Origin of the sequence: Hyphomicrobium sp., from assembly GCF_009026145.1 — a bacterium.
In the GTDB taxonomy this organism is placed as follows: Bacteria; Pseudomonadota; Alphaproteobacteria; order Rhizobiales; family Hyphomicrobiaceae; genus Hyphomicrobium_A.
Window position 1 is genome coordinate 49,083 of record NZ_WBUE01000006.1, and the last position, 12,062, is coordinate 61,144.

The 12,062-nt window shown below is 65.7% G+C and carries 11 protein-coding genes; 7 read left to right on the forward strand and 4 right to left on the reverse strand.

Going from position 1 to position 12,062, the window contains the following annotated elements; translation table 11 throughout:
- Positions 1-27: 27 nt before the first annotated feature.
- Positions 28-729 carry a hypothetical protein gene (locus tag F9K20_RS06990; RefSeq protein WP_290999108.1) on the reverse strand — a complete coding sequence of 234 codons (702 nt, stop codon included), beginning with the start codon at positions 727-729 and terminating at the stop codon, positions 28-30.
- Between the two features lie 280 nt (positions 730-1,009).
- On the opposite strand from F9K20_RS06990, the gene F9K20_RS06995 reads away from it, so the two are divergent.
- Positions 1,010-1,801: a nickel/cobalt efflux transporter gene (locus F9K20_RS06995; RefSeq protein WP_290999111.1), complete on the forward strand. Its 792-nt coding sequence runs from the start codon at positions 1,010-1,012 to the stop codon at positions 1,799-1,801.
- Positions 1,802-1,876: 75 nt separating this feature from the next.
- On the opposite strand, the gene F9K20_RS07000 is transcribed toward F9K20_RS06995, so the two are convergent.
- On the reverse strand, positions 1,877-3,271 hold the full coding sequence (locus tag F9K20_RS07000) for a cytochrome P450 (RefSeq protein WP_290999114.1): 1,395 nt from the start codon (positions 3,269-3,271) through the stop codon (positions 1,877-1,879).
- 228 nt (positions 3,272-3,499) lie between these two features.
- Positions 3,500-4,162, reverse strand: a complete 663-nt coding sequence (purN, locus tag F9K20_RS07005; protein WP_290999117.1) for a phosphoribosylglycinamide formyltransferase — start codon at positions 4,160-4,162, stop codon at positions 3,500-3,502.
- Between the two features lie 131 nt (positions 4,163-4,293).
- On the opposite strand from purN, the gene F9K20_RS07010 reads away from it, so the two are divergent.
- Positions 4,294-4,647, forward strand: a complete 354-nt coding sequence (locus F9K20_RS07010) for a hypothetical protein (RefSeq protein WP_290999120.1) — start codon at positions 4,294-4,296, stop codon at positions 4,645-4,647.
- Between the two features lie 21 nt (positions 4,648-4,668).
- Here F9K20_RS07010 and purM read toward each other — a convergent pair whose 3' ends face one another.
- Positions 4,669-5,793, reverse strand: a complete 1,125-nt coding sequence (gene purM / locus F9K20_RS07015; RefSeq protein WP_290999123.1) for a phosphoribosylformylglycinamidine cyclo-ligase — start codon at positions 5,791-5,793, stop codon at positions 4,669-4,671.
- Positions 5,794-5,926: 133 nt separating this feature from the next.
- Between purM and F9K20_RS07020 the strand changes: the two genes are divergently transcribed.
- The 5 genes from F9K20_RS07020 to F9K20_RS07040 all read left to right on the forward strand — a co-directional run bounded on the left by F9K20_RS07020 (position 5,927) and on the right by F9K20_RS07040 (position 12,041).
- The gene (locus F9K20_RS07020) at positions 5,927-7,048 is read left to right on the forward strand and encodes a DUF2066 domain-containing protein (protein WP_290999126.1); all 1,122 of its coding nucleotides are present in this window, start codon (positions 5,927-5,929) and stop codon (positions 7,046-7,048) included.
- A 96-nt stretch (positions 7,049-7,144) separates the two neighbouring features.
- Positions 7,145-7,699 carry a CDP-alcohol phosphatidyltransferase family protein gene (locus F9K20_RS07025; RefSeq protein WP_290999481.1) on the forward strand — a complete coding sequence of 185 codons (555 nt, stop codon included), beginning with the start codon at positions 7,145-7,147 and terminating at the stop codon, positions 7,697-7,699.
- 49 nt (positions 7,700-7,748) lie between these two features.
- A complete protein-coding gene (locus F9K20_RS07030; protein ID WP_290999129.1) occupies positions 7,749-8,885 on the forward strand; it encodes an AI-2E family transporter in 1,137 nt (378 codons plus the stop codon).
- A gap of 22 nt (positions 8,886-8,907) precedes the next feature.
- The gene (locus F9K20_RS07035) at positions 8,908-9,594 is read left to right on the forward strand and encodes a DnaA/Hda family protein (protein ID WP_290999132.1); all 687 of its coding nucleotides are present in this window, start codon (positions 8,908-8,910) and stop codon (positions 9,592-9,594) included.
- 254 nt (positions 9,595-9,848) lie between these two features.
- Positions 9,849-12,041: an RNA degradosome polyphosphate kinase gene (locus F9K20_RS07040; protein WP_290999135.1), complete on the forward strand. Its 2,193-nt coding sequence runs from the start codon at positions 9,849-9,851 to the stop codon at positions 12,039-12,041.
- Positions 12,042-12,062 lie beyond the last annotated feature (21 nt).

A 12,062-nucleotide genomic window follows, 5' to 3' on the forward strand; every position in this document is an offset into this window, starting at 1 on the left:
GCGGGATTGAGCCCGGCCGGGGCGGCATCAACGGGCGAGCATCGCCAGCCCCAGCACAACGATGGCGGCGGCGCCGGCCATCTCGAAGCCGTGTCCGATACGGAGCCGCAGGGATTCGGTTCGGGCCGCGAGATGCATGAATCTGCCGCGCAGAAGCACCGCGGCCACGGAGAAGCTTGCGAGTGTGGCGATGACGCCGATCGTCATGGCGCCGACGGCGGCAAACCCGACCGCGAGCTGATGCTTGGCAATGGCGTAGGTCAGAATGAAGGTTGTCAGCGGACAGGGAACGAGCCCGGTGACGAATGCCAGGACGCGTCCATCGCCGGGGTGGGCGTGCTCATGCGGTCGCAGCGATCGCCAAAGCAGAAAGATGCCCCCGCCCACGATGAGCGCGGCGCTCGCCTGCTCGAATGCCGGCGCTCTGCCGCCAGCCGCCAGCGTACGGCTGATGACGGCAATGCCCGCCATGATGAACAAGACCGCCGAGCCGACGTGGGTGAGGGCGAGCACCATGCCGGTGAGCAATCCTTCGCCCACTCTGCCCTCACGCCCGAGGTGGTAGGAGACCAGCACGCTCTTGCCGTGTCCGGGCATGAGCGCGTGCAGAGCCCCGAAGAGGACGGCCGAGGCGAGCAGCGCCGGCAGCGCGGTCACGTCGCCGGCCGACTTGAGGCCTTGCGCCATGCCTCCATACAGCCAATGTTGCAGCTCGATCAGCCACTGCATTCAGATGCGTCCCAGCACGCCAGTCATCCCCCTAAGATCATGTGCCTTGAGCGCGCCGAGGCCCATCTGCGCTCGCTTATTGGCGTGATCGAGGCAAATGAAACCACCTCTGGCTCTTGCGCAACGGCTCCACGGCGTGGAGCATGCACTCCGCAGAGCCAGACGTAGCCGATTTACGATCCTACCGAGCACTGCTCGACGACGGGGTTGCCATCGGAGAGAAGACGGATCGAGCGGTGCTTCGCAAGTTCGGGGCTCGTCAATCACCTGTGAGGCATCGATGCCCGACATCGCCGCGCTCATCCAGTCCGGCGCCGCCAATGCGATCCTGCTGCTGCCGGTGGCGCTCGCGCTTGGGGCGCTGCACGCGCTCGAGCCCGGTCACGCGAAGTCGATGATGGCGGCTTTCATCGTCGCCATCCACGGCACGGCGGCGCAGGCGGCGCTGCTCGGCGTTTCGGCCACCGTGGGCCACACTATCGTCGTGTGGGTGTTGGCGATCACCGCCTGGCAGCTGCAGGACACGGCGGTATTGGAGAACGCCGAGCCATGGCTGCTTCTCGTCGGCGGCCTTCTCCTCGTCGCGCTGGCCATACGCATCCTCTCGCGCTTGGACTTCGGGGCGGGTCATCGGCATGTACACCACCGCGCTCATCCCGGCGGGTACGACCATCATCATGCGGATGACGATCTCGACGCAGATGCCCATGCCGCGGCCCACGCCGCCGAGCTCAAGCAGCAGCTGGCGAAGGGCTCGGTCACAACCGGCGACATTGCTTGGTTCGGCTTCACCGGCGGCCTCATGCCCTGTCCGGCCGCTTTCGCCGTTCTGCTCGCCTGCTTTCACCAGAAGGCCTACGCGCTCGGCGTCATCATGGTGGCCGCGTTCAGCATCGGTCTTGCGCTGACGTTGATCGCGGTCGGCGTGCTGGCATCCTGGGGTGCTAGAGCCTTGGCGCAGTTCGGTCTCGACCGCTTCGCACGCTGGGCGCCCTACGCCTCGGCGGCGATGGTCCTCGTGCTCGGCGTCGTGATTACGGCGCAGGGCCTCGCCGAGCTGCAGGTCATTTGAAGGCGGTCCATCCGCAACGCAGCGCGCGAACGCTTCTTCCGCGCCGCGTCGTGCAAACGCTGGGATGATCTGGTCCTAGCTCAGCTCGCGGATCTTGAACTTGAGGCCGCCCTTGGGCGTCAGCGTCACCGTGGCGTTGATGCCTGCGGGATCGTTGCCGACGTACTCGGGCCGGAAGCGGCGCAGCAAGAGCGACAGGGCGAGCGTGTTCTCCACCTGGCTCATGGCGCCGCCGATGCATGAGCGCTTGCCGCCGCCGAACGGCAGGTAGGAATACTTCACCTGCTTCTTGGCGCCGCCGCCCATCCAGCGCTCGGGGCGGAACTCTTCGGGTGCCTCCCAGAAGCGCGGGTTGTGGTGCGCGCCGTAGGCGAACAGCACTACGCGGTCGCCGGGACGGATCTCCTTGCCGTCGATCACGTCGTGCTCGTTGGCGACGCGGATGAGGCCCCAGATGGGCGGATAGATGCGCATCGTCTCCTGGATGACGGCGCGCGTGTAGGCGAGCGCCGAGTAGTCCGCCGCCGTCGGTTCGCGGTCGCCGTAGACCTGCTCGCCTTCCTTGCGGATGCGCTCGGCCGCCTCTGGGTGGCGTGCCGTCTCGTATAGCGCCCAGGCGAGGGTGAGCGCCGTCGTCTCGGTGCCGGCCCACAGGTACTGCTTCAATTCGTCGACCGCCTGCTGCTGGTTGAACTCCGGCATGTTGGGGTCGTTGACCGCCGCCTCGATCATCTTCAAAAGCGTGCGCTCGCGCTCCTCGCGCGGGTCAGCGGCGATGACGGACGGCGGCACGCTGGCCCACACCTCCATCGCCTTCGCGGCGTCCTCCTTCGTGATCTCGAACACCTCGCCCGCCTGCTTCTTGAGGCGGATCTCCTTGTGGTTCATGACGTCGGTGTATGTCTTCACGCACTTGAACACGAAGTGCGGATTGAACGGCATGTCGCGATCGAACAGCGCCTTGCAGATCATGTCGGCGGCGAGCGTCCACGTCTGCTCGACCATCTCGATGGTTTCGCCCGACTTGGCGATGTCGGACCACAGCCCCATCTTGGTGCGGATGGCCGCCAGGAAGTAGGGGATGTACTCGGCGAACATGTCGGGGTGGAACGCCGGCTGCTGCGGCATGCGGATTTTCTGCCAGAGCACGCCGTCGTTGGTGATCATCGACTTGCCGAAGATCGGCTTTAAGCCGTCGAAATACTTGATGTAAGCGTCGGCCTTGGTGACCAGCACGTGCTTGAAGTGCTCGGGCTCGGAAAGCAGCACGATGCGCTGATTGGCGAGGTTGATAGGGATCACCGGCCCGTAGCGTTCGGCCATCTGCATGATGATGTGCAGGGGGTTGTCGAGGCCGCCCTTCAGAAGCGGTGTCAGCTTGAACCAGATGCTCGATTCTTCACCGAGGCCCTGCGCGTAGCTGGGGGCTTCTGCTTCAGCAGCGGGTGTGGGCTTTGCCGTCGCGGTCATGACGTCTCTCCCGGCGAGAAGGCCGTTCAAACGCTCTTCTATGCCTAATCCAGCCAACGGGTTGTAAACTGGGCAACGGGCGGGCCCGTGTGGATACCTTGCACGGCCGAGCCGGCTCCCCCAAGGCTGAAGACTAAGTACCACCCGGCGGTCGCAAGTGTCCATGCGACCACGCGTTTCCGCTTCATTTTGGCGCTCGACCGCTGATCTGCGGCAACGCTCGATGGCTCACTCGAGCGGCGGCCAAAACAATGGTTTTGCTTGGTTAATCGACGCTTGCCGAATGTTCACCATGTCGCCCGAAACCAATGCGGCCCCGGAAGCAAAAAGTGAAAGTGCGTGGGGATAGAGCCGATGCTCGGCCTCCAGCACCCGCGCCGCGAGGCTCTCGGCCGTGTCGCCGTCGAGAACCGGCACGGCCGCCTGGGCGATGATCGGCCCCGAATCGACCTCCGAGCGCACCAGGTGCACGGTGCACCCCGTCAGCTTGACGCCCGCCGCCAGCGCGCGGGCGTGCGTATCGAGGCCCTTGAAGGCCGGCAATAGCGAGGGGTGAATATTGAGCATGCGGTCGCGCCAGCGCTCGACGAAGCCGGCCGTCATTTTGCGCATGAAGCCGGCGCAGGCGACGAGTTCGACGCCGAAGTCGGCGAGGGCCTTGTCGAGCTCGGCCTCGAAGCCTTCACGCGATGCAAAGCCCTTATGATCGATGGCGCGCGTCGGCAGCCCTTCGCCTGCCGCCTTGAGCAGCCCCTCGGCCTCCGGCCGGTTGGAGAGCACGCACACGATCTCGGCGGGATAGCCCGCTGCGCGCGCCGCGGCGATCAGCGACATCATGTTGGAGCCGCGCCCGGAGATGAGGATGCCGACTCGCTTTTTTGCTGTGCTCATGGCCGCGGCATAGCATGCGGCCCGGCGGATAACAGCCCAGGATGAACCACAATGCAATGCCGTGGCCGGATCGGGTGAGTGAGGCTATGCTGGCCACGCCGTTTGCGTCGCCGAGCACAGGGAGGCCAGCCATGCCGGGATGTACAAATCAGCACCACGCCCATCACACCCATCAGCACGGGCCCAATTGCGGGCATATGGCCGTCCGCCACAATGGGCACGTTGACTACCTGCACGACGGGCACCTGCACCACCCGCACGAGGACCATGTCGACGAGCACGTGATCGAGGTTTCCACGCGCAACCCCGACCGCTGCACGCCCGACCATCGCTGCGTCGGACACGCCCCGGGCCACGTGCATGGGCCCGGCTGCGGACATGAGGCGGTGCCGCACGGCGACCATGTCGACTATCTGGTCGACGGGCATCTGCATCACCCGCATGGCAATCACTGCGACGATCACGGCCCGCTCGACCGCGCCTGAGGCTGCCCTGGCCCTGTGGCTTCACGCGTAGCGCAGGGCGCCCGTGTACTGCACGGCCCAGGTATCACCCTTGCCCTTGGCCTCCGAGCGCGCCCCTCCGGGCGGCACGATCTCGCCGATGAGGAACGGCGCCTCGCCCGCCTCCTGCAGCGTGCGCACGACCGCTTCCGCCTCCCCCTTGGCGACGATGAGCACCATGCCGATGCCGCAGTTGAACGTCTTCAGCATTTCTGCGTCGGAAAGGTGTCCCGTCTGCGCCAGCCAGCCGAACACCGCCGGTGCCGCGAACGATGCAAGATCGATGCGTGCCGCCACCGTCTCGGGCAGCACGCGCGGCACGTTCTCCGACAAGCCGCCGCCGGTGATATGGGCGAGCGCCTTCACCGCCCCGTCGGTGCCGCCCGCCGCTTCGATCGCCGCCAGCACCGGCTTCACGTAGATGCGCGTCGGCGCCAGCAACGCTTCAGCCACACTCTTGCCCGGCTCGAACGGCGCCAGCGCCTCCCAGGCGAGCCCGCTCTCCTTAACGAGGCGGCGCACCAGCGAGTAGCCGTTGGAATGCACCCCCGAGGAGGCAAGCCCAATGAGCACGTCGCCCACATGGATGTCGCTGCGCGGCAGGATCTCGCCGCGCTCGACGGCGCCGACGGCGAAGCCGGCGAGGTCATAGTGGCCGGCCTGATACATGCCAGGCATTTCCGCGGTCTCGCCGCCGATGAGCGCGCAGCCGGCCTGCCGGCAGCCATCGGCGATGCCGCCGACAACTACGCGCGCAGTCTCCACGTCGAGCTTCCCGCAGGCGAAATAGTCGAGGAAAAACAGCGGCTCGGCCCCCTGCACGACGAGATCGTTGACGCACATGGCGACGAGATCGATGCCGATGGTGGCGTGCTGTCCGGTGTCGATGGCAATCTTGAGCTTGGTGCCGACGCCGTCGGTGGCCGAAACGAGGACGGGGTCGCGGAAACCCGCGCCTTTCAGGTCGAACAGCCCCCCGAAGCCGCCGAGATCGGCGTCTGCCCCCGGCCGGCGCGTTGCGCGGGCGAGCGGCTTGATCAGCTCCACCAAGCGATTTCCCGCGTCGATATCGACGCCGGCGTCGCGGTAGGTGATGGCCGGGTTGCGTTCCCGATCAGGCTCTGTCATGTGACCTTGGAACCCAACTTTTGCCCCCTTTGCCTGCGGGAGATGCGGCGTCCTAGCAGCTTCGGTGGGCGAAGGGCAACTCGCGGCGATTCTGGGCTCATAGCAAGGGCGGCCCCGGGGAGGGATAAGGCGCGTGCGGCCTGTTCGACTTAGCTTCCTGTGTGCAATGCTGGCCGGCATCCTGATCGGGCCGGGTGCCCTCGCCGCCGGCAACGATGAGGTGTTCACCGTCGCCAACTATCCCGTGGACGCGCAGGCCGCCAACGCCGTCACGGCCAAGAAGCAGGCGTTGGCCGATGGCCAGCAGGCCGCCTTCCGCTCACTCCTGAAGCGCCTTGTGCCCGTCACCGACTACGATCGCTTGAAGCGGCTTTCGGGCCTCAAGGCCTCGGGCTTCCTCGAAGGCGTCGCCGTGCGCTCGGAGCGCAACTCCTCGACCCGCTACATCGCCAGCCTCGACTTTTCCTTCCGCCCCGATAGCGTGCGCGCCGTCCTGCAGCAGGAGGGCATCCCCTTCGTCGAGGAGCAGGCGCGCGAGATCATAGTCGTGCCCGTCGTGCGCAACGCCGACGGCACTATCGATGCTGGTGCTGCCGTTCGCACCTGGACAGAATCATGGAAGGGGCTCGACCTCGAGCACACGCTGACTCCCTTCGGCCTGCAGCCGGTAAAGAGCCAGATCCATCCCGATACCCTGAAGCTGGCGGTCGACGGCGGCGGCGGCGCCGAGCGCATCCTCGCCTCCGAATATTCCTCACCCTACGTCGTGCTTGCCATCGCCGATCCCGATCCGGCAGCCAAGCGCCTGACCGTGACGCTGTCCGGCATCGATGCCGTCGGGAGCTTCACCCTGCGCCGCAGCTACCGCATCTTCGACGGCGACACCGCCTACGCGATGGAGCTCGCCGCCGTCGTCGGCTTGGGCGTGCTCGAAGGCCGCTGGAAGGCGCGGAAGGTCCCGCCGCTCGCGGGGTCGGCCTATTCACCCGCCTATTCCTCGTCCTCTTCCGGCGGCGGCACGCAGGTATCCATGCGCGCGCAGTACCAGAGCCTCGCCGAATGGAGCCAGATGCGCCGCCAGCTCCTCAATCTTCCGGGTGTCGAGGACATGCGCATCGAGGCGGAATCGGCGCGCGGGGCGGATCTGACCCTGCGCTACCCGGGGGGCGCCAGCGAGCTCGCTTCGGCCCTTTACGGGCACGGCCTCGCCCTGGAAAATGGCACCGACCGGCTCATTCTTCGCTCGGCCTACTAGGCACCAGGCAAACGCAGCGGCGACAAGCGGCGGGACAAGATGGCGCTAGCGTGTACTACGCTGGCCGAAGCGGATGGACGGCACGTGGACCGGGCGTTGAACCTTCCCAACTTGATCACGCTGGTGCGGGTGATCCTCGTCCCCGTGGTGTTCTGGCTGCTCATAACTGGCCAGACCGAGGTCGCCTTTTTTCTGTTCATCATTGCCGGCATCTCGGATGCCGTCGACGGCTACCTCGCCAAGACCTTCGGCTGGCAGACCGAGCTCGGCGCCTATCTCGATCCACTGGCCGACAAGCTGCTGATCGTCAGCATCTTTCTCGCCCTCGGCGTCGACGGCAAGCTGCCGCTGTGGCTGGTCGTCGCCGTCGTCTCGCGCGACATCCTCATCGTCATCGCCGTCATGCTGTCGTGGGTGCTGGGCAATCCGGTACGCATCCGCCCGCTCATCGTCTCCAAGGCCAACACGGTGGCGCAGATCGTGCTGGCGGGAACGGTGCTGGCCGACGAAGGCTTCGGCCTCGGCCTCGCCTGGCCGCGCTTCATCCTTGTCTGGCTCACCGGCGCGCTCACTGTCGCTTCGCTGGCTGCCTATTTGCACAGTTGGCTGCTACATATGTCCGGATATGAATCGCCGGATGCGCGCGGCTGATCCTGCCGCGACGCCGGGGTTGGCCAGCGGGCCGAGGGGGCTCGAAGCGATGCGCGTCGAACGTCAGGTGCTGTTCTGGCTGTCCGCGGCGATAGTCCTCGTGCTCCTCATCGCGCTGCTGCGCGGCATCATCCTGCCGTTCGTCGCCGGCATCGTCATCGCCTACTTCCTCAATCCGGCCGCCGATCGGCTCACACAGTGGGGGCTGCCGCGCGGCGTCGCCGCCACTGTTATCGTCGCCGCCTTCGGATGTCTCATCGCGGTGGCGCTGATCTTCCTCGTGCCGCTGCTGCTCACCCAGGCGCAGCAGTTCGCCGTCGCGCTACCCGACGAGATCACGCGCCTGCGCGCCCTTGTCGAGACGTGGGCACGCGAGCGGCTCGGCACGCACTATCCGGAATTCGAGGCCGGCCTCGACCGTTCTTCGCAAACCCTGGCCGAGAACATGACGAGCCTTGCCGGCTACATCGCCGGATCGCTGTGGAGCCAGGGACGCGCACTGTTCAACTTCCTCTCGCTGCTGCTCGTCACGCCGCTCGTCGTCTTCTACGTCTTGATCGACTGGCACCCGATGCTGGCTAAGATCGACTCGTGGCTGCCGCGCGCGCACGCGCCCACCATCCGTCGCCTCACCAGTGAGGTGAACGACGCCGTCTCCGCCTTCATCCGCGGACAAGGCACCGTGTGCCTCGTGCTCGCCGTCTACTATGCGGTGGCGCTCGGCACGATGGGGTTGCGCTATGGCCTGCTCGTCGGGCTCGCCACCGGCCTGATGAGCTTCGTGCCGTTCGTCGGCTGGGCGCTCGGCCTCATCACGGCGACTATCATCGCCATCGTGCAGTTCTGGCCAGAGACCGTGCCGATCCTCACCGTCATCGCCATTTTCGGCATCGCGCAGGTGCTCGACGCCGGCTTCTTGAGTCCAAACATCGTCGGCTCCAAGATCGGCCTGCATCCCGTGTGGCTGATCTTCTCGCTGTTCGTGTTCAGCTATCTGTTTGGCTTCGTCGGCGTGTTGGTGGCGGTTCCCATCGCCGCGGCGATCGGCGTGCTGGTGCGCTTTGCATTGAAGATCTACCTGGCGAGCCCCGTCTATAGTGGCGTTGCGCCGGGCGAGCCGCCGGCGCCGGTGCCGCCCACAGCGGCCAACTCGGCGCCGCCGCTGCAGAAGCCAGTTTCGCCGTAATCATCCGCGATCACACGTTGGCATGACCGCCTCTCCGCGCCAGCTCGTCTTCGACCTCGCCCACCGGCAAGCGCTGGGGGCGGAGGATTTCCTTGTCAGCCGCTCCAACGCCGCCGCCGTCGAAATGATCGACCGGTGGCCCAACTGGCCGCATCCAGCCTCCATGGTCGCCGGGCCGCAAGGGTCGGGCAAAAGCCATCTCGCCAATGTGTGGCGCCTGCGCTCCGCCGCCGCGCTGCTCTCCGCCGGCGCGCTGGATGACGCCGCCGTTGCCTGCCTCAGCGATGGTGGAGCCCTCGTCGTCGAGGACCTCGACCGCGGCATCGCCGATGAAAAGGCCCTCTTCCACTTGCTCAACCGCGCCCGCGAGAGCAAACTTTCGGTGCTGCTCACCTCGCGCATTCCACCGGGCGAGCAGCAATTCCGCATCCCCGATCTGCGCTCGCGCCTGCGCGCGCTGCCCATCGTGGAGGTGCAGCCGCCGGACGAGGCCCTCCTCAAGGCGGTGCTCGTGAAGCTGTTTGCCGATCGCCAGCTGAATGTGGAGCCGGCCGTGATCGACTACCTGAGCGTGCGCATGGAGCGGTCGATGGCAGCGGCCAATCGCGTCGTCGCTACGGTCGACCGGCTGGCGCTCGCTAAGCACCGGAAGGTGACGCGGCCGCTGGCTGCAGAGGCGCTCGCTAGCCTTGGCGAGAGCCGTGAATAACAAGTTTTCAACGCCCGCCGTGGCGAGCATGTCATATTTGTGACCTAGTGTCCCGATTGCGAAGTTCGCCAGAGTTCTCGGCCGGGACGAGGAGCGAACTTCGCAATCATGAGGGACACTAGAAAGTATAGACTTGCTAGTGTGATCCAGATCGAGAAATTCGCTCGACACCGCGCCGTTGATGATGGCGAATTTCTCGATCATCACACTAGCGTTCCTCCGCTCAATCGATGGGCGGCGGCGAGGATAATCAGATGGCGAGCGCGAGGAACAAGGTGCGCGAGAAGGCAGTCGTACGCAAAGAGGCGATCGAGCCGCCGCCGCAGGGGCCGGCCCGCTTCTACAATCGCGAGCTGTCGTGGCTGCAGTTCAACCGTCGCGTCCTCGAGGAGGCGCAGAACGAGCGCCACCCGCTGCTCGAGCGACTGCGCTTTCTGTCGATCTCGGCCTCGAACCTCGACGAGTTCTACATGGTGCGCGTCGCCGGCATCTACGGCCAGATCGCTGCCGGCGTGCAGACGCTGTCGAACGACGGGCTCAACCCGGCGCAACAGCTGCGCGCCATCAACCGCTTTGCCGCCGGCCTGGTCGCCGACAAGCAGGCATGCTGGCGCACCATCAAGGCAGAGATGGCGCAAACCGGCATTCACATCCTCGAGCCGGGCGATTTGAAGCCCGCCGAGAAGAGCTGGCTGCAGCGCCTGTTCCTCACCCACATCTTCCCCATTCTGACCCCCATCGCCGTCGATCCGGCGCATCCCTTCCCGTTCATTCTCAACAAGGGTCTCACCATCGCCGTCGAGATGCTGCGCGAAAGCGACTCTAAGGCGATGAATGGCCTCATCCCCATCCCCGGACAGCTCGAGCGCTTCATCCGCCTCGGCGGCACCGATGCCGAGCACAAGGACCTGCGCTTCATCCGGCTGGAGACGATGATCGGCCTCTTCATCTCCGAGTTGTTCCCCGGCTTTCAGATCAAGAGCCAGGGCGCGTTCCGGGTGCTGCGCGACAGCGATATCGAGATCCAGGAGGAAGCCGAGGACCTGGTGCGCTCGTTCGAATCGGCGCTGAAGCGTCGCCGCCGCGGCCACGTGATCCGCCTCGAGCTCGAAGCGGCGATGCCGAACCGGCTGAAGAAGTTCGTCGTCGAGGAGCTGGAGGTCGGCGAGGACGCGGTGTTCGTCAAGGACGGCCTCTTGGCTCTCGCCGACACCGCGCAGCTCATCGTCGGCGACCGGCCTGACCTGCTGTTCAAGCCCTTCAACAGCCGCTTCCCCGAGCGCATCCGCGAGTTCAACGGCGATTGCTTCGCCGCCGTGCGCAAGAAGGACATCATCGTCCATCACCCCTACGAATCGTTCGATGTCGTCGTGCAGTACCTGCGCCAGGCGGTCGCCGACCCGAACGTCATGGCCATCAAGTGGACGCTCTATCGCACCTCGCGCGACAGCCCCATCGTGCAGGCGCTGAAGGAGGCGGTGGAGGCCGGCAAGTCGGTCACCGCCGTCGTCGAATTGAAGGCGCGCTTCGACGAGGCGGCCAACATTCGTTGGGCGCGCGACCTGGAAAATGCCGGCGTGCACGTCGTCTACGGCTTCATCGAATTGAAGACGCACGCCAAGCTCGGCATCATCGTGCGCCGCGAAGGCTCGGAGCTGACGAGCTACTGCCACATCGGCACCGGCAACTACCACCCGCAAACGGCGCGCGTTTACACCGACCTGTCGCTGTTCACCACCGATCCGGCCATCGCCCGCGACGTGACGCGCATCTTGAACTTCGTCACCGGCTACGGCGAGCCGGCCGAGCTGGAAGCGATGGCAGCCAGCCCGCATGGCATCCGCCAGCGAATCGTCGCACATATCCGGGAAGAGATAGAGCACGCCCAAGCAGGGCGGCCGGCGGCGATTTGGATGAAGATGAATGCCCTCGTCGACAGCCAGATCATCTCCATGCTCTACGAGGCGAGCCAGGCGGGCGTCGAAATCGATCTCGTCGTGCGCGGCGTCTGCTGCCTGCGGCCGGGAATCCCCGGGCTCTCCGACAACATTCGCGTCAAGAGCATCATCGGCCGCTTCCTCGAGCACGCGCGCATTTACTGTTTCGGGCGCGGCCAGGGGTTGCCTTCCCCGAAAGCAGCCGTCTACATCAGCTCGGCCGACATGATGCCGCGCAACCTCGATCGTCGCGTGGAGGCCATGGTGCCGATCATGAACCCGACCGTGCACGAGCAAGTGCTGGATCAGATCATGGTCGCCAACCTCAAGGACAACCAGCAGAGCTGGAGCATAGAGTCGGATGGGTCCTCGGAGCGCATTCATCCGGCCAAGGGAGAAGAAGCCTTCAACGCCCACCAATACTTCCTCACCAACCCGAGCCTCTCGGGCCGAGGGCAGGCGCTCAAGGAGAACTTCCCGCCTCGCTTCAGCATGCTTGCCAAAGACTGACGCCAAGAGACGGATCAGGGG